Here is a 17,050-nt window from a genome sequence, read left to right as displayed (position 1 = left end):
TGGCCGCATTCAACGCTGCACGATCCCACACATGGTTTTTTCACCAGCCGGCCAGCGCGGCACCGCTATATATAGTGGCGTTCAGGCTGAGGTCAAGCGCAGCAATAACGCAACCTGCGTTCAGGGCCGGCCGAAAAGGCTTGTTTCGGCCTCAATCAGAGCAAAACGTGGCACCCGTTCGCCGTCCACTTCGACGCTTTCGCAAAACATCTCCAGCGGGCGCACCCACAAGCCGTAATCGCCGTATAGCGCCTGATAGACCACTAGTTGCTGTTCTGTCTCGGAATGCCGGGCCAAGCCAAATACGCGGTACTCGGGCCCCTTGTAGTGGCGATAAAGGCCGGGCTGAATTTGCATCGCTAAATTCCTTGAATTTTTTTCCCGCCGACAAACAAAAACCGGGGCACTAGGCCCCGGTTTTACGCCCACAAACGCTTAGAGGCGTTCGAAGACGGTAGTGATGCCCTGACCCAGGCCGATGCACATGGTCGACACACCAAAAGTGCCACCGTTCTGCTTCATCACATTCAACAGGGTACCGGAGATACGCGCACCGGAACAACCGAATGGGTGACCAAGCGCAATCGCACCGCCGTGCAGGTTGACCTTCTCTTCCATCTTGTCGAGCACTTTCAGATCCTTCAGCACAGGCAGTGCCTGGGCCGCGAAGGCTTCGTTGAGCTCGAAGAAGTCGATGTCATTGATGGTCAGACCAGCCCGCTTGAGAGCTTTCTGGGTGGCCGGCACCGGACCGTAACCCATGATCGCCGGATCGACACCAGCGACCGCCATGGCACGTATCACGGCCATCGGCTGAATGCCCAGATCCTGGGCGCGCTGGGCAGACATGACGATCATGCAGGAAGCGCCGTCGGTGATTTGCGAGGAAGTACCCGCAGTCACGGTGCCGCCTTTCGGATTGAACGCCGGCTTCAGGGCAGCCAGGCTTTCCAGGGTGGTCTCAGGACGAATGGTTTCGTCGTAGTCGAAGACTTTCAGGAAGCCGTTCTCGTCGTAGCCTTGCATCGGGATGATTTCATCCTTGAACTTGCCTTCGACGGTAGCCTTGTGCGCCAGGCGGTGCGAACGCTCACCAAAAGCGTCCTGCTGCTCGCGGCTAATACCGTGCATCTTGCCAAGCATTTCCGCGGTCAGACCCATCATGCCGGACGCCTTGGCGGCATACAGCGACAGGTGCGGGTTCGGATCGACGCCATGCATCATGCCGACGTGGCCCATGTGCTCCACACCACCGATGACGAACACGTCGCCGTTGCCGGTCTGGATCGCCTGCACGGCAGTGTGCAGCGCGCTCATGGAGGACCCACACAGACGGCTGACCGTCTGCGCAGCGCTGGTGTGCGGGATCTGGGTCATCAGCGACGCCATGCGCGCGATGTTCCAGCCCTGTTCCAGGGTCTGGTTGACGCACCCCCAGATCACGTCTTCCACTTCGGCCGGATCGACCTTGGTGTTGCGTGTCAGCAAGCCGCTGATCAGGTTGGCCGACAGTGTTTCGGCACGGGTGTTGCGATGCATGCCGCCCTTGGAACGTCCCATAGGGGTACGACCGAAGTCGACGATCACTGCATCTCTAGGATTCAGGCTCATAAATTCACTCTCGCTCTAGTCTGTCCGCGATTAACCGAAAAACTTCTGGCCGTTGGCGGCCATTTCGCGAAGCTTGGCAGTCGGGGTGTACAGCGCGCCCAGATCGGCGTACTTGTCGGCCAGGGTCACGAATTCGGCGACACCGACGCTGTCGATGTAACGCAGTGCGCCACCACGGAACGGCGGGAAGCCAATACCGTAGATCAGACCCATATCGGCCTCGGCAGCAGTCTCGACGATACCGTCTTCCAGGCAACGAACGGTTTCCAGACACAGCGGGATCATCATGAAGTTGACGATGTCTTCATCGGACACTTCACGCTGCTCGGTGACGATGGACTTGAGCAACTCATAAGCCACAGGGTCGATGACCTTCTTCGGCTTGCCACGCTTGTCCATTTCGTACGAGTAGAAACCTTTGCCGTTCTTCTGGCCCAGGCGATCCGCTTCATACATCACGTCGACCGCGGTACGGCCTTCGACCGCCATGCGATCCGGGAAGCCTTCGGCCATCACGTCACGACCGTGATGACCGGTATCGATACCGACCACATCGGAGAGGTACGCCGGGCCCATGGGCCAGCCGAACTTCTCCATCACCTTGTCGATGCGCACGAAGTCGACACCGAGCTCAAGCAGTTTGGAGAAACCGCCGAAGTACGGAAACAGCACACGGTTGACCAGGAAGCCCGGGCAGTCGTTGACCACAACCGGGGTCTTGCCCATCTTCTTGGCGTAAGCCACGGTAGTGGCAACCGCCACCTCGCTGGACTTCTCACCACGGATGACTTCAACCAGCGGCATCATGTGCACCGGGTTGAAGAAGTGCATTCCGACGAAGTTTTCCGGACGCTTGAGCGCCTTGGCCAGCAGGCTGATGGAAATGGTCGAGGTGTTGGAGGCGAGAATTGCATCGTCCTTCACCACCCCTTCCACTTCGGCCAGGACCGCTTGCTTGACCTTGGGATTCTCGACCACGGCTTCGACGACGATGTCGACGTTACCGAAATCGCCATAGGACAGGGTCGGACGGATGGCGTTGAGGGCTTCGGCCATCTTCGCGGGGGTCAGGCGGCCCTTGGCCACACGATTGCCGAGCAACTTGGAGGCTTCGTTCAGACCCATCTGGATACCGTCTTCACGGATATCCTTCATCAGGATCGGCGTACCCTTGACCGCCGACTGGTAGGCGATACCGCCCCCCATGATGCCGGCACCAAGAACGGCGGCCAGCTTCACGTCTTTGGCGATTTCGTCGTACTGCTTGGCTTTTTTCTTCAGCTCCTGATCATTCAGGAACAGCCCGATCAGGCTGGCGGCAACCGGGGTTTTGGCCAGTTTGACGAAACCGGCGGCTTCCACTTCCAGCGCCTTGTCACGGCTGAAGTTGGCAGCTTTCTGAATGGTCTTGATCGCTTCGACCGGGGCCGGATAGTTCGGACCGGCCTGGCCTGCAACGAAGCCCTTGGCGGTTTCGAAGCACATCATCTGTTCGATGGCATTCAGCTTGAGCTTATCCAGCTTCGGCTGACGCTTGGCCTTGTAGTCCAGTTCGCCGGAGATAGCGCGCTTGACCAGGTCCAGCGCAGCGGCCTGGAGCTTGTCGGCGACCACTACGGCATCGACCGCACCCACTTTCAGGGCATCGTCTGCACGGTTCTCTTTGCCCGAGGCAATCCACTCGACCGCGTTGTCGGTACCGATCAAACGCGGCAGGCGCACAGTGCCACCGAAACCTGGGTACAGGCCCAGCTTGACTTCCGGCAGGCCCACTTTGGCGCTGTCGACCATGACGCGGTAATCCGCGGCCAGGCACATTTCAAAACCACCGCCCAAGGCGATGCCATTGATTGCGACCACAGTCGGCACACTGAGGTCTTCAAAATCACTGAAGATCTTGTTGGCTTCGAGGTTGCCAGCCACCAGCTCTGCATCCGGCAACTTGAAGTTGTCGACGAACTCGGTGATGTCGGCGCCGACGATAAATACGTCTTTGCCACTGGTGACAATCACGCCTTTGATCGAACCATCAGCCTTGATTGCATCAACCGACTGACGCAATTCGTTGAGGGTTTGACGGTTGAACTTGTTGACGGATTCACCCTTGAGGTCGAATTTCAATTCGACGATGCCGCTCTCAAGAGCCTTAACCGTGATGGCTTTACCTTCGTAAATCATCAACTGATCTCCACGGTATGGAAGCTAAACAGTACACATCGGAGCCAACCAGCTTGCTACCCCACGGCTCAGCCGTTTCAGAGTAGCCCTATGAGCCTGGCACACCCGCCGATGCGATAGTCGGACTGAATTGGTGCTGCATTTTTAAGCAAACACTCAATTCATACGCCCGTTTGATTCGGGTGCGCCCACCTTCAAGGAAAAGCTGCAAATTGTCAATTGGTCGCTTGCAGCTGTACCCATCAGTGACAGACTGAATGAGAATAACCCTTGATTAATCGGCACATATCGACGCAATAACATGGCGATTGGCGCCGATAATCCGGTAATTACAGATTATTAACCGACATTCATGATCCGCCACATCGCCGCCAAAAAGCCTCCCAACCGAAACACTGGTCGCAATACGGACGGTCAGAGTGCATGAACCAACCACCATAAATCGAAGCCCGTCAGGGCATCCTGCCCATATCCAGCCACTGCCTCCCGGCCACTTTACTCATCGCCCTGCTCGTCTACACACACCCAGTGTCAAGCTCCGCACCCGTGCCGACTAGCCCTATTGCACCCGGCCGAGACCGCATCAACAATGCCTAACCGCACGATAAAAAACCTGCAACGGCATGGAAGACGATCAAGGCGCTGCACACACGTCCATACACCCCGAGGCGCCTTGCGTCTCGGCACAACAAGCGCAGAGCAGCCCGGGAAGGGTTATCACGCTAGGCGTGGCACCGCACACAGCATCACGCCGGAGTCGGCCATAGCAGACTCTGGATAGGTTTGAGATCTTGAATAAACGGATTAGCCGATCAGGCAACCAGTCGCCGAGCGAGGCCAGTCAGCATAGGAGGCGCTCACCAACAGACCCGACGAAGACCGAAAGCATTGCGCTCTCAGCACGAATAACAATTGCAACGCCATCAGCGGCAACCCGTGCACTGCAACCCAAGGGATAACTGGCGTGCGGCAGGCAGCCGAGCGGGCAGTCAGCAACTGACAACAATTGCACTGTGCCAGGCGCCATACAGCTAAATCGAGAAACCGGGCCGCGTCAGCAGCATATGGCGCTATATTGATAAATCACTGCGCACTTACAAAGTAACCAGCGCGTCATCCCGACCAACACCTATGCCGACTGCATCGTGTACAGGCCTGGAGAGGCCCCATCCACTACACGGACATGCAGCGCAGAGCCAGGGTGCACTCGGCGCATGGCCCATCCGACTTTCCCGGCCTGCCTGGCCACATTTATTGCCCGATGCTTGCGTCGGGTTTTCTTTGTTCATTGCCTGACAACCAGATGGTTCGGTGAGCGGCCCTCAAGCACGCGCCAGCAAGAAACTGGCAATCTTCTGCAGCGCGTCAGGCGCCTCCCGCTCCCCCCAATACAGCGCAATCATCTGCGCGGTTGCCTCGACCTTGTACACATCGACCGGAAGGCTGGTCAATTGCTCGGCCAACGGCGCATCGACACAAGGCTCGCGCCATCGATTCAGCCACTGACCGGGCTCAGCCTGCCAGTAGCACCAGCAATCCTCATGCCCACGAAGCCGCGCCCGGTGATATTGCGGGCACTGGCCTGGCGGCTCAACGGCCAACCAGTGCGGCCACTGCTCGCGCGACAACTGCATCGCCAACCCCATGCGTCGAGCTTGCAAACGCACATCCATCCGCCCACGCTGTCGCCGCGACGGCATCAGCATGGCCAGTGGGCTAAGCACAGAAGCCAGAAGCAACAATATGATCCATGTGGGCATAAATTTATCTCGCTGGTATAACCCTGTTACAAGCGCTCAATGCGGCCATACTTATCACCATCGGTCACCCTTAGAAGGATCCACCAATGCCTTACCAGCACATTCTGGTCGCTGTCGACCTAACCGAAGAATGCGACCCCGTCATGAAGCGCGCACAGAAGCTGGCCTCGAGCACACACGCAAAATTATCCGTGGTCCATATTGTCGAACCCATGGCCATGGCGTTTGGCGGTGATGTGCCCATGGATTTGTCGATGCTGCAACAGCAGCAATTCGAGCAAGCCCGCGAACGCCTGGACAGCTTTGCCGGTAAATATCCCGACCTGGGCGCAGATCAACGCCATCTGGCCTACGGCCAGCCCCGCCAGGAAATACACCGCCTGGCCGAAGAGCAAGGCTGCGACCTGATCATCGTCGGCAGCCATGGCCGTCATGGCCTGGCGTTACTGCTCGGCTCCACTGCCAATGACGTGCTGCACGGCGCGCCCTGCGACGTGCTGGCTGTACGCCTGAAGAAACCCGAGTAAGCGTGCACCGGGCGAATGAGGCGGCATGCCTCATTCGCCCAGGATCATTCGAAATGGTCGCCCGCACTCATGACCAACGGACGGATCTTCTGCAACTGGGTTTCCAGTGAGTAGGTCATGCTCGAGGACATGGAAAAGAAGGTCAAAAAGGCCTTGAGGTTCGAGTCGCCGTCACAGGTGTCGTGAATTCGCTGCCAGAATGCCTGATTGACCAGCTGCAACTGCTGGAACATGCGCACCAAGCCCTTGAGCTCCCAGTCCGCAAGACGCCCTTCACGGAAATTGAAGTACTGCCGCGCCAGGTACAGCGAAACGGCGCGCAGGATGAACTCCTGATTATTGGCAAACGGCAAGTGATTCTGCGCCATCGGCTTGAGCTTACCCAACACCGGACAAGCACTGGTTGCCATAATCACGCCGAGCAGCGCACGCAACCCCTCTTCCAGGCCCACCTGCTTGGTGTACTCACGCTCCGGCGTGCGCACCCAGACCATGGCTTTCTTGAAGGCCGGCAGGCCTTGAAAATCCTCGATCACCCGATGCAGATCGACCGCTGCCGGACAGTGACTGAAGTCATTCCTGCTCAGCGGACAATTGCTGCACTGCTGGCAGTCCAGTCGCGTCCAGCTGGGTGCGGCCTGGGCCTGAGCGGCATCATACACACGGTCCAATTCGATCCTGTAACTGAACTCGTGGTTATCGTCGAGAGTAATCCTGTACTCGATGGCCATGCGTGTCTCCGCCAGACGTTTGAGGTTTAGCTTGGGAATAATCGGCTACTGAGGCAGTCGGGCTCAGCCTTCCAGTTCAGCCCAACGCTCCAGCAGTTTATCCAGTTCATGCTGCTGGCTTTGCAAACGAGCCAACACCTCGGCACTTTTTTCCGCAGATTGCTGGTAAAAAGCCGGGGCACTGATCTGCGCCTCCAATGCAGCTATCTGCACTTCCAGCGCGTCGATCTGCGCGGGAAGCAACTCCAGTTCACGCTGCACCTTGTAGCTGAGCTTCTTCTTTGCAACCGGAGCCACCTCGGGTGCTGGGGCAGGCGATGCTTCGACTACTGCTGTCGCCAATTCGGCCTTACCGCCCTTGGTCTCACCAACCCCAAGCAAGCGCGGCGAACCGCCTTGACGCAGCCAGTCCTGATAACCGCCAACGTACTCGCGAACTTTGCCTTCGCCTTCGAAGACCAGGGTGCTGGTCACCACATTGTCGAGGAATGCCCGGTCGTGGCTGACCATCAGTACGGTGCCCTTGAACGTCAACAACACCTCTTCAAGCAACTCGAGGGTTTCCACGTCGAGGTCGTTGGTCGGTTCGTCGAGTACCAGCAGGTTGGCTGGCTTACTGAATAGCTTGGCCAGTAACAGGCGCGCACGCTCGCCCCCGGACAACGCCTTGACTGGCGTGCGAGCACGCTGCGGACTGAACAGGAAGTCGCCCAGGTAGCTCAGCACGTGCCGGCTTTGCCCATCGATATCGATGAAGTCGCGGCCTTCGGCGACGTTATCGATCACGGTTTTTTCCAGGTCGAGCTGATGACGCAACTGGTCGAAGTAAGCCACGTCGATGCGCGTGCCCTCCTTGACGCTGCCACTGCTCGGTTGCAAGCCGCCGAGCATCAATTTCAGCAACGTGGTCTTACCGGTACCGTTGGCGCCGAGCAGGCCGATACGGTCCTCACGCTGAAGCACCATGGAGAAATCGTTGATCAGTAACGGACCACCTGGATGGGCAAAACTCACACCCTCCAGCACCATCACCTGCTTACCGGATTTATCGGCAGTATCGAGCTGGATATTGGCCTTGCCGGTACGCTCACGACGCTCGCTGCGCTCAACCCGCAGGGCCTTCAAGGCCCGCACGCGCCCTTCGTTACGGGTGCGACGCGCCTTGATGCCCTGGCGAATCCATACCTCTTCCTGGGCCAGGCGCTTGTCGAACAGCGCGTTGGCCGTTTCTTCGGCGGCCAGAGTGGCCTCTTTGTGCACCAGGAAACTGGCGTAGTCGCCATCCCAGTCGATCAAGCCGCCGCGATCCAGTTCGAGGATGCGCGTGGCCAGGTTCTGCAGGAAAGCCCGGTCATGGGTAATGAACAACACGGCGCCGTTGAAACCCATCAATGCCTCTTCCAGCCAGGCGATGGCGCCGATGTCCAAGTGGTTGGTTGGCTCGTCGAGCAACAGGAGATCTGGTTCGGAGACCAGCGCCTGGGCCAACAGCACCCGGCGACGCCAGCCACCGGAGAGCTCGGCCAGGGTCTTGTCGGCCGGCAACTGCAAACGACTCAAGGTGCTATCGACCAGTTGCTGCAGCCGCCATCCGTCGCGGGCTTCGAGGTCATGCTGGACATGCATCAGCTTGTCCAGATCGGCATCGGTGACGATGTTCTGGCTCAGGTGGTGATACTGCGCAAGCAGTTCCCCAACACCGTCCAGGCCCTGGGCCACTACATCGAAGACTGTCCGTCCGTCGGCAACTGGCAGCTCCTGCGGCAATTCACCAATCTTCAGTCCCGGTGCGCGCCAGACCGAGCCGTCGTCGGGCTTCTGGTCACCCTTGACCAGCTTCAACATGCTGGATTTACCGGTGCCATTGCGGCCGATGATGCACGCCCGCTCGCCGCGGGCAATCTGCCAAGACACCTTGTCCAGCAGCGGCATGGCGCCGTAGGCCAGGGAAACATCGGTGAACTTAAGCAGGGTCATGGTACGCCTCGACGATACAGCGACTGGCAAACAAGCATGTAACAGCGACGAAAGTGCAATAAACGAATGGTGATCTTCGCGTTGCAGCCCGACGCTGTGAATGTTTATCAGCGCAAAAACTTATTTATCGGTGCCATCAGGCTTCCGACAAAAACTGGGCGCGTATTCTAACCGAGAAGCGCATCGAGGTTGCGGGCAATTTTCATTGCGGCACCAGTCGGCAGCGCGCCTTTCGCCTGCCCCCGGCAAAAGGCTAAGCTAGATGAATCAGGCGCCGGTCTTACCGTCGCTCCTCTTATTTGCTTATCCGGATGTGTCATGCGCGGTCGCCTGTTTCGCCTGCTTTCCTGTTTAATCATCACCGCCGCGATAACCGCAACGGCTCAGGCCGCCAGCCTGGCCCAGCAGCGCCAGTACTATGACGAGGCCAAGGCGGCCTTGGCCAAAGGTGACAAAGCCCCTTATCAACGCTATGCCCAGGCCCTGCGTAATTATCCGCTGGAGCCTTACCTGGCCTATGACGAGCTGACCGCCCGACTCAAATGGGCGAGCAACGACGAGATCGAGAAATTCCTGGCCGAACATGGCGACCTGCCACAGGCTAGCTGGATGAAATTGCGTTGGCTGCGCTGGCTGGCCGAGCGCGGCGAGTGGAAAACCTTCATCAACCACTATGATCCCGCACTGAACTTCACCGAACTGGATTGCTTGTACGGCCAATACCAGCTGGGCCACGGCATGCTTGCCGAGGGTTTTGCCACGGCCGAAAAACTCTGGCTGGTCGGCAAGTCGCAACCTAATTCCTGTGACAGCCTGTTCGATCAATGGGCCGCCAAGGGCCAACTCACCGAAGAAAAACGCTGGAAGCGCGCCAAGCTGGCTGCCGAAAGTCGTAACTACGGCTTGGCCAGTTACCTGATCAAGGGACTGCCAACCCTGGGCAACCACGGCAGCCTACTGCTTGAAGTGGCGCAGAAACCCAGAATCCTCAGCCAAACCGCTCGCTTCAGCCCCAGCGATGCAGCCATGGCCGATGTGGTCGGCCTCGGCCTGCGTCGCCTGGCCCGGCAAGATCCGGAACAAGCCCTGACATTGCTGGAGGGCTATGCCAAGCGCATGAAGTTTTCCAGCGACGAACAAGTTGCCATCGCTCGTGAAATTGGCCTGACCCTGGCAAAACGCTTCGACCCACGCGCGCTCAAGGTCATGGCGCAGTATGACCCGCAACTGCGTGACAACACTGTCAGCGAATGGCGCGCACGCTTACTGCTGCGCCTCGGCCGCTGGGACGAGGCACTCCAGTTGACCCGTAAAATGCCCGAGGAGCTGGGCAAGACCAACCGCTGGCGTTACTGGCAGGCACGCAGCCTGCAACTGGCCCAGCCCAACAGCCTGGAGCCGAAAGCGCTCTACCAAACCCTGGCCAAGGAGCGCGATTTCTATGGCTTCATGGCCGCCGATCAGGTCAAAGCGCCCTACCAGCTAAATAACAAGCCGCTGCTGCTTTCAGCCAAGACCGTACAAAAAGTGCGCAACGCCGCGGGTATTCGCCGTGCCATGGAATTCCACGAACGCGGCCAAATCGTCGATGGCCGCCGCGAGTGGTATCACGTCAGTCGCCTGTTCAGCCGCGATGAGTTGGTTGCCCAAGCGCGCCTGGCATACGACATGGAGTGGTACTTCCCGGCGATTCGCACCATCAGCCAGGCGCAGTACTGGGACGACCTAGAGGTGCGCTTCCCCATGGCCCACCGCCAACCGCTGACCATTGAGTCGAAGAAACGTGGCCTGCATTCCAGCTGGGTATTTGCCATTACCCGCCAGGAAAGCGCCTTCATGGCCGATGCCAAGTCCCATGTAGGCGCCATGGGCCTGATGCAGTTGATGCCGGCGACCGCCAAGGAGACCGCCCGCAAATTCGGCATACCCTTGAGCAATCCAAGCAATGCCCTGCTGCCGAATGTGAACATCCAGCTCGGCGCGGCCTACCTGAGCCAGATCTACGGGCAATTCAACGGCAACCGCGTGCTCGCCTCCGCCGCCTACAACGCCGGCCCCGGCCGTGTACGCCAGTGGCTGCGCGGCACCAACCACCTGGCGTATGACGTCTGGATCGAGAACATCCCGTTCGACGAAACCCGCCAGTACGTGCAGAACGTGCTGTCTTATTCAGTGATCTACGGACAGAAGCTCAACGCCCCGCAACCACTGATTGCCTGGCACGAGCGTTATTTCGACGATCAGTAGGCGGTGGCAGAAAGTCAATCCGGATGAGGTGCTCAGGCACCCCTTCACACATGTATTGGCAGCTGACAGCTTGAAGCTTGCGGCTTACTCCAACACCTCAACCGACATACCGAGCTGCAGTTCACCGACACCTTGGTTGATCAGATTCTGACCGAAGTACACCTCGCCATCACGGGCGCGATAGGTCTTCAGCGTGGAGAGCGGTTCCCGGTCGGCACTGCGCTCGCCGGTCAGCGGATCGAGGGTCGTGAGAATGCAGCGAGAGCAACCCTTGGCCACGCGAAACTCGATGCCACCAATGCGGATACGCCGCCAACTGTCCTCGGCATAGGCCGCTCCGCCCTCGACCACCAGATTCGGTCGAAAACGCAGGATCTCCAGCGGTCGCCCGACCCGCGCCGACAGATCATCCAGTGAAGCCTGACCAATCAGCAGCAAAGGGAAGCCATCGGCGAAACCGACCTTCTCTTGCGTGCTGAGATTACCCTCGATAAACCGGGCGCGCTCGGCAGGCACATGGACCAGCCGGCAGGGCTTGCCGATAAATCGGCTCAACCACTCGGCCGCCTCATCGCCCGCATCCGGGACATACAGGCTGTCGCTCCAGATAAACACACCGCGCAACGCAGCATCAGCGCCTGGCGAAGGCACTTCGAGCACAGGAAAACCGGACGCGCTCAGGGTCAGGCCTCCCGCGGCATTGTGCCGTGCCAGCAATTGACTCATATGCGGCAATGCCCGCTGGGTAAGAAAGCGCCCGTTCTGTGCATCGACTACCATCCAGCGACGGTCACCGACCACACCCAGGGCATCCAGCTGAATTTCAGTCAGTGGTTCGGCGATGGCGGACTTCAGTGGATAACGGTACAACCCGGAGAGACGTAACATGAGCCAGCTTCCAGTTCGGCAAAAAGTCCTTATACGAGTAACCCGGCCCACTCACAAGCCTGCGCTGGGTATTGCTCTGCTCGTCCTGCTGAGTGCCTGCAGCGGCAGCCCGCCCGACAATCTTGGGGTGCACGATGGGCGCCTGACGCCCTGCCCTGAGTCGCCCAACTGCGTCAGCAGTCAGGCCAGCGACGAAGAGCACCGGATCGAGCCGCTGCCGCTAAAGGGCAGCCCGAGCCAGACGCAGGCGCTGATGGTCAAGCTATTGGCCGACGAACCCCGCGTGCGCCTGATCGAGCAGGACGCAAATTACTTGCGTGCCGAATTCAGCAGCCAGGTGCTGCGCTTCGTCGATGATGTGGAGTTCCTGATCGGCGAGAAGGCCGTCGATGTTCGCTCGGCCTCACGTTTGGGCTACTCGGACCTGGGCGTCAACCGCAAGCGCATCGAGCATCTGCGCCAACGTCTCGGTGAGCAGCCGTAGTGGCTGCTGGCCGCTATCGGCGCTAGGCAAAAACGGCGGGCTGTCGCTTCGAGCGGATCGCCGCCCGAGCCGCCCTACGCGCTTGCCTCGTCCAGCATCAGGCGTTCGCGTATCACGTCGACCAGTTTGTCCGGCTGGAACTTGGAGAGGAAGTTGTCGCAACCGACCTTCTTTACCATGGCCTCGTTGAAACTACCCGACAGCGAGGTATGCAGCACAACATAGAGATCCTTCAGGCGCGGATCCTGACGGATCTCGGTGGTCAGGCGATAGCCGTCCATCTCGGGCATTTCCGCATCGGTGAAGACCATCAGCAGTTTGTCGGTCATCACCTCACCGGCTTCGGCCCATTTTTTCAGCATGTTCAAGCCTTTCAGGCCATCGGTGGCCACATGCATCTTCAAACCTAACTGCGACAGGGTGTCGCGCAACTGCGCCAGGGCCACGTTGGAGTCGTCTACCAGCAGCACCTCGCGCCCGCGCGCGCGCGCCAGCACAGGATCGGCCAGACGGTCGCCGGAAATCTTGGCGTTGTAGGGCACGATCTCGGCCAGCACCTTTTCCACGTCGATGATTTCCACCAACTGTTCTTCGACCTTGGTGATCGCCGTCAGGTAATGCTGACGACCCGCACTACCCGGTGGGGGCATGATGGATTCCCAGTTAAGGTTGAGAATGCGATCGACGCCGCCAACCAGAAAGGCCTGCACGGAGCGGTTGTATTCGGTAACGATGATGGTGCTGTGCTCATCCGGCACTATCGGACGCATGCCGATGGCCTGCGACAGGTCGATGACCGGCAGGGTCTGGCCACGCAGATTGACCACGCCACAGACGAAACGATGGCGGTGAGGCATCAGCGTCAGCTTGGGCATCTGCAGGACTTCCTGCACTTTGAACACATTAATTGCGAACAACTGCCGCCCGGCCAGGCGAAACATCAGGATTTCCAGGCGGTTCTCGCCCACCAGTTGGGTGCGTTGATCCACCGAGTCGAGAATGCCAGCCATTGCGCGCTCCAAATTGTTTATCGAATCGAGTTACAGCAAGGGTATCGGCAAGGAGCGACAGTGCTGAAGCCGACCGGGCGCCATCTTGCACGAGCCGGCGTAACGGTGCCAGCCAAGGGCCATCGACATCACTCACGCAGTAGCGGTGAACCCACCGGCAAATGCACCCGCAACGCATTACGCCGCGCTGAAAAATGCAGGTGCCGGCTTTCCAGCGGCTCGCCATCCAGATTCAAATCCAGACCCTCCGGCGCCTCGATCTCCACCCAGGGCAAGCGCGCGCTGAGTGCAACGCTTTGCAAGCCGTTGATCCCACCGGACAACAAGGTGCCCAAGGTGCCAACCACGTCCTCCGCGGCCGGGACGATGCAGATGTCCAGCAAACCGTCATTCACTCGCGCATCCGGGCAAAGCACATGCCCGCCGCCGGCCTGTTGCCCATTGCCGATGCCCATGGCGATGAACTCGCCCTCCCAGAGGAAATCCGGCCCGGTGAAGCGACCAAAGGCCGAACGCACCTCGGCAAAGCGGCTCAAGCCGGTGAGAAAGTAGGCCGCGCCGCCGAGGAGGCGCTTGAGGTCTTCGGAGGTGTTGGCGGTGACATTAGAGCCAAAACCACCCGTAGCCATGTTGAGGAAAAGCTGACCATCGACCTCGCCCAGGTCGATCGGCTGCGCTGGCGCATCCAGCAGTGCCAGCGCCTCCAGAGGACTCAACGGCAGCCCCGCAGCATTGGCGAAGTCGTTGGCGGTTCCCAGCGGCAGCAGCACCAGGCTGGCCTCGGTGTGCGCCAGCGCCATCGCCTCGGCCACCTCGCGTAACATGCCGTCACCACCTCCGACGATCAATCGCGGGTAGCCTGCTTGTAGGGCCTCGTTAACCAATCGACGGGCGTCACCCGCCTCCCAGGTGACCCGCACGTCCAGCTGCCAGCCATCCTCTCGACGCGTTGCCACCGCGGCGCGCACCTCTTGGTTGCCGGCTTGCTTGCCATGCAGGATCAGTAATGCTCTGCGTTCACTCATAACCAGCGCCTTGGGGACCAATTGAACCGAGTCTGAGAGCTTGTGCAAAACTCTCGCCTGCTACAGCCGCCGCCAAACGATCGCTGCGGCACTCGATATGTTCACAACCTCTGAGTGGACAATGAAAAGCCTGCAAAGGTGCGGCAGCACTCACCCGCATCAAGAGCTCCTGCGGTTTATCGTCCAGCCAGAGCAGTATGCATCACTCGCCCGCTTGCAGTTCGTCCGCGCTATCGCCCTGCAGCGGCTGGCAGCGCGGCAACCAGACGGTAAACACTGCCCCCTTGCCAGGTTCGCTCTCGACCTCCAGGCGGCCATGGTGTTTGGCCACGATACTGTAAGACACCGAGAGCCCAAGGCCGGTGCCTTGACCGACCGGCTTGGTGGTGAAAAAGGGGTCGAACAAGCGGGTCAGATGCTTAGGGGCAATGCCACTGCCACTGTCGCGCACCCGCACGAACACCCAATCATCCTGAGTTCCGGTTTCCAGCCAGATAGTGCCCTGCCCTTCGATAGCATGGGCGGCGTTGATGATCAGGTTCATGAATACCTGGTTTAGCTGCGAGCCGAGACACTGCACCGGCTGAAGTTCGCCATAGTTCTTCACCACCTCGGCCTTGAACTTGATCTCGTTCCAGATCACGTTGAGCGTGCTGTCGAGACCTTTGTGCAAATCAGCTTCCTGCCAGTCGCCCGAGTCGATATGGGAGAAATCGCGCAGATCCTGGACAATCTGTTTCACCCGCTCCAGGCCCTGGCGTGACTCACGCACCAGGTCGGCCATGTCACTGCGCAGAAAATCGAAATCCAGCGCCTGGTTGGCCTGCTCCAGTTGCGCGCCCAAGGCCGTATCCTGGTGTTCGACTGCCGCCGCCTGATAGGTCTCGATCAGGCGGAACAGATCACTGACATAGCGCTCCATGCTGCTGAAGTTGGAATAGACGTAACCCACCGGGTTATTGATCTCGTGGGCAACCCCGGCGGCCAACTGGCCGATCGCCGCCATTTTTTCCGACTGCAGCAGTTGCGCCTGGGTGTCTTCGAGCTTGCGAATCAGTCGCGCCTGCTCGCCTTGTTCCGCGCGCAGCAATTGATTGAGGTGTTCAAGCTGCAGATGCTGAGCCGCGGTTTCAGTGGCATCGGAGATGGTCAGGCAGACATATTTGACGGTGCCTGTGGCCTCCAGCATCGGCGAGAAGGTGCAATTCTGGTACATCATTTCGGTCGAGCCGGTAATGGGCCGGCTGCCGGAGAAACTGAACAGGTGCGGGCGTTGCTGCCAGGACGTGAACGCCAGGTTGTGCAAGGCGAACACCCCGTCGACTTTCTTCTGTACCCATAGCCGCGGCAACTCCGGAAACAGATCGAACAGCGACTGCCCCCTGACCTCATCGCTGCCCTTGCCACTGTGGATCGCCATGAAATCGTTCCAGAACGCGACCCGATACTGGCTATCGAGTAACAATACGCCGAGGTTGATGCTCTGCAACACAGCCACCAACTCCGCGGGCAATACTTGTTCTGGTGCAGACGTCATCTCGCATCCTTATTCCGATGATCAGCGCTAGATATCACTCAACAACTGATCGATGACTTTGATAACGGTGGCCACCGTGTCTTCGGTGATGCACACCAGCAGATCACAATAGAACCTGTGGGTCGCCACTTCGAAATGGATCTCCAGCACCAGCGCCTGATGGCCACGCAACTCCTCGGCACCGAGCACCTCCTGCAGCGAACGTCCTCGCGACAGCAATGAGGGCGACCCGTAACTCACCTTGATATCGACCTGCTGCGCCAGACCATTGATACAGGCCCCGGTAAGAATATTGGTGACGTCCAGCATCAGCTCATCCTGAATGCTGTGTTTTTCCACCCCTTCATAGCCCATCAAGTCAGCCAGCTGATCGGCACCATTGTCACCAAAGCAGACCATCACCTCGCCGCGCAGGCGACCGAGAAAAGACTGACGGGTAATGATGGCCGGCTGACTGGCGATCGTCAGCTGACTGAGCAGGCTGATATTGGTCACGTCGACGGCATGGATGCTGGGTACCGACAGGGTGACGAAGGTTTCGGTCAAGCGGGCCAGGCGGTCAGCGCCCTGACCCATGGCCACGTTCATCAGTTCCTGCAAAGCATCGCGCTGGTCTTCACTCAGCTTCGCTAGCTGGCTAGTCATCTAGATCAGCCCTACTTCATACAGCGCCGCCTGCATGGCCTCGGGGGTAATGGGTTTCTTGATGAATGCTGCCGCCCCCAGGTCGCGCACGCGCTTCTGGGCTTGAGGCTGAATATCGGCGCTGATGACGATGACGATGGCATTGGCATCCTCGCGTTTGAGTTGCTCCAGGGTACGAAAACCGTCCATCACCGGCATGGTCAGATCGAGAAAAATTACCTCGGCATGACCTGCATGGAATGCCGCCAAGGCTTCTTCACCGTTAGTGGCCTGGGTTACAACGGCCTGCAAATCCGTCGGCAGGGCTTTGAGCACCAGTTTTCGTGACATGGCCGAATCATCGACTATCAGTATTTTCAAACGGGCGACCCTCTGCTTCTTATGATTCTTATGGCTTCGAGTACAGCGCGTGAAAGCATGCTGCATGGCC

15 protein-coding genes are annotated in these 17,050 nt (G+C 59.0%); 3 read left to right on the top strand and 12 right to left on the bottom strand.

From position 1 onward, the window contains the following. Window positions 1–120: 120 nt before the first annotated feature. The 4 genes from LJY18_RS20220 to LJY18_RS20205 all read right to left on the bottom strand — a co-directional run bounded on the left by LJY18_RS20220 (window position 121) and on the right by LJY18_RS20205 (window position 5,549). The gene (locus tag LJY18_RS20220; protein ID WP_238043872.1) at window positions 121–357 is read right to left on the bottom strand and encodes a DUF1653 domain-containing protein; all 237 of its coding nucleotides are present in this window, start codon (window positions 355–357) and stop codon (window positions 121–123) included. Between the two features lie 78 nt (window positions 358–435). Beyond that, window positions 436–1,611 carry an acetyl-CoA C-acyltransferase FadA gene (gene fadA, locus LJY18_RS20215; protein ID WP_238043870.1) on the bottom strand — a complete coding sequence of 392 codons (1,176 nt, stop codon included), beginning with the start codon at window positions 1,609–1,611 and terminating at the stop codon, window positions 436–438. A gap of 30 nt (window positions 1,612–1,641) precedes the next feature. Continuing rightward, entirely contained in the window at window positions 1,642–3,789 is a 2,148-nt protein-coding gene (fadB, locus tag LJY18_RS20210) for a fatty acid oxidation complex subunit alpha FadB (RefSeq protein WP_238043869.1), read from the bottom strand. Window positions 3,790–5,111: 1,322 nt separating this feature from the next. Next, the gene (locus LJY18_RS20205) at window positions 5,112–5,549 is read right to left on the bottom strand and encodes a hypothetical protein (protein ID WP_238043868.1); all 438 of its coding nucleotides are present in this window, start codon (window positions 5,547–5,549) and stop codon (window positions 5,112–5,114) included. A gap of 86 nt (window positions 5,550–5,635) precedes the next feature. Between LJY18_RS20205 and LJY18_RS20200 the strand changes: the two genes are divergently transcribed. After that, complete coding sequence (locus LJY18_RS20200) at window positions 5,636–6,076, top strand: universal stress protein (RefSeq protein WP_238043867.1); 441 nt, start codon at window positions 5,636–5,638, stop codon at window positions 6,074–6,076. 44 nt (window positions 6,077–6,120) lie between these two features. On the opposite strand, the gene LJY18_RS20195 is transcribed toward LJY18_RS20200, so the two are convergent. Together LJY18_RS20195 and LJY18_RS20190 are read right to left on the bottom strand one after the other, a co-directional pair. Further along, on the bottom strand, window positions 6,121–6,807 hold the full coding sequence (locus tag LJY18_RS20195) for a DUF6901 family protein (protein ID WP_238043866.1): 687 nt from the start codon (window positions 6,805–6,807) through the stop codon (window positions 6,121–6,123). 63 nt (window positions 6,808–6,870) lie between these two features. Continuing rightward, window positions 6,871–8,784, bottom strand: coding sequence for an ATP-binding cassette domain-containing protein (locus LJY18_RS20190; RefSeq protein ID WP_238043865.1), 1,914 nt, complete (start codon window positions 8,782–8,784; stop codon window positions 6,871–6,873). A gap of 318 nt (window positions 8,785–9,102) precedes the next feature. Here LJY18_RS20190 and LJY18_RS20185 point away from each other — a divergent pair, with 318 nt between their 5' ends. Beyond that, window positions 9,103–11,031 (top strand): transglycosylase SLT domain-containing protein, encoded by a 1,929-nt coding sequence (locus LJY18_RS20185; protein ID WP_238043863.1) that lies wholly within the window; start codon window positions 9,103–9,105, stop codon window positions 11,029–11,031. Between the two features lie 84 nt (window positions 11,032–11,115). Here LJY18_RS20185 and LJY18_RS20180 read toward each other — a convergent pair whose 3' ends face one another. Continuing rightward, the gene (locus LJY18_RS20180) at window positions 11,116–11,919 is read right to left on the bottom strand and encodes an MOSC domain-containing protein (RefSeq protein ID WP_238043861.1); all 804 of its coding nucleotides are present in this window, start codon (window positions 11,917–11,919) and stop codon (window positions 11,116–11,118) included. Here LJY18_RS20180 and LJY18_RS20175 point away from each other — a divergent pair. Beyond that, complete coding sequence (locus LJY18_RS20175) at window positions 11,918–12,403, top strand: DUF1499 domain-containing protein (protein WP_238043859.1); 486 nt, start codon at window positions 11,918–11,920, stop codon at window positions 12,401–12,403. The two genes, LJY18_RS20180 and LJY18_RS20175, sit on opposite strands and share 2 nt — an antisense overlap. A gap of 74 nt (window positions 12,404–12,477) precedes the next feature. On the opposite strand, the gene LJY18_RS20170 is transcribed toward LJY18_RS20175, so the two are convergent. The 5 genes from LJY18_RS20170 to LJY18_RS20150 all read right to left on the bottom strand — a co-directional run bounded on the left by LJY18_RS20170 (window position 12,478) and on the right by LJY18_RS20150 (window position 16,980). After that, window positions 12,478–13,413 (bottom strand): chemotaxis protein CheV, encoded by a 936-nt coding sequence (locus LJY18_RS20170; protein WP_238043856.1) that lies wholly within the window; start codon window positions 13,411–13,413, stop codon window positions 12,478–12,480. Window positions 13,414–13,541: 128 nt separating this feature from the next. Further along, window positions 13,542–14,438 carry a lipid kinase YegS gene (yegS, locus tag LJY18_RS20165; protein ID WP_238043854.1) on the bottom strand — a complete coding sequence of 299 codons (897 nt, stop codon included), beginning with the start codon at window positions 14,436–14,438 and terminating at the stop codon, window positions 13,542–13,544. 202 nt (window positions 14,439–14,640) lie between these two features. Further along, the gene (locus LJY18_RS20160; protein ID WP_238043851.1) at window positions 14,641–15,975 is read right to left on the bottom strand and encodes an ATP-binding protein; all 1,335 of its coding nucleotides are present in this window, start codon (window positions 15,973–15,975) and stop codon (window positions 14,641–14,643) included. 27 nt (window positions 15,976–16,002) lie between these two features. Then, window positions 16,003–16,620, bottom strand: coding sequence for a chemotaxis protein CheC (locus LJY18_RS20155; protein WP_238043849.1), 618 nt, complete (start codon window positions 16,618–16,620; stop codon window positions 16,003–16,005). Continuing rightward, a complete protein-coding gene (locus LJY18_RS20150) occupies window positions 16,621–16,980 on the bottom strand; it encodes a response regulator (protein ID WP_269137896.1) in 360 nt (119 codons plus the stop codon). Window positions 16,981–17,050: the final 70 nt, after the last annotated feature.

The organism is Pseudomonas sp. MMS21 TM103 (assembly GCF_022132145.1).
Taxonomy (GTDB): Bacteria; Pseudomonadota; Gammaproteobacteria; order Pseudomonadales; family Pseudomonadaceae; genus Aquipseudomonas.
This window is presented reverse-complemented; position numbering and strand designations above follow the sequence as displayed.

What these genes read in the sequence shown, in the direction of transcription:
- LJY18_RS20170 (WP_238043856.1), bottom strand. Translation starts at nt 13,413, where the DNA reads ATGGCTGGCATTCTCGACTCGGTGGATCAACGCACCCAACTGGTGGGC.
- yegS (WP_238043854.1), bottom strand. Translation starts at nt 14,438, where the DNA reads ATGAGTGAACGCAGAGCATTACTGATCCTGCATGGCAAGCAAGCCGGC.
- LJY18_RS20220 (WP_238043872.1), bottom strand. Translation starts at nt 357, where the DNA reads ATGCAAATTCAGCCCGGCCTTTATCGCCACTACAAGGGGCCCGAGTAC.
- LJY18_RS20190 (WP_238043865.1), bottom strand. Translation starts at nt 8,784, where the DNA reads ATGACCCTGCTTAAGTTCACCGATGTTTCCCTGGCCTACGGCGCCATG.
- LJY18_RS20205 (WP_238043868.1), bottom strand. Translation starts at nt 5,549, where the DNA reads ATGCCCACATGGATCATATTGTTGCTTCTGGCTTCTGTGCTTAGCCCA.
- LJY18_RS20155 (WP_238043849.1), bottom strand. Translation starts at nt 16,620, where the DNA reads ATGACTAGCCAGCTAGCGAAGCTGAGTGAAGACCAGCGCGATGCTTTG.
- LJY18_RS20200 (WP_238043867.1), top strand. Translation starts at nt 5,636, where the DNA reads ATGCCTTACCAGCACATTCTGGTCGCTGTCGACCTAACCGAAGAATGC.
- LJY18_RS20175 (WP_238043859.1), top strand. Translation starts at nt 11,918, where the DNA reads ATGAGCCAGCTTCCAGTTCGGCAAAAAGTCCTTATACGAGTAACCCGG.
- fadA (WP_238043870.1), bottom strand. Translation starts at nt 1,611, where the DNA reads ATGAGCCTGAATCCTAGAGATGCAGTGATCGTCGACTTCGGTCGTACC.
- fadB (WP_238043869.1), bottom strand. Translation starts at nt 3,789, where the DNA reads ATGATTTACGAAGGTAAAGCCATCACGGTTAAGGCTCTTGAGAGCGGC.
- LJY18_RS20195 (WP_238043866.1), bottom strand. Translation starts at nt 6,807, where the DNA reads ATGGCCATCGAGTACAGGATTACTCTCGACGATAACCACGAGTTCAGT.
- LJY18_RS20185 (WP_238043863.1), top strand. Translation starts at nt 9,103, where the DNA reads ATGCGCGGTCGCCTGTTTCGCCTGCTTTCCTGTTTAATCATCACCGCC.
- LJY18_RS20160 (WP_238043851.1), bottom strand. Translation starts at nt 15,975, where the DNA reads ATGACGTCTGCACCAGAACAAGTATTGCCCGCGGAGTTGGTGGCTGTG.
- LJY18_RS20180 (WP_238043861.1), bottom strand. Translation starts at nt 11,919, where the DNA reads ATGTTACGTCTCTCCGGGTTGTACCGTTATCCACTGAAGTCCGCCATC.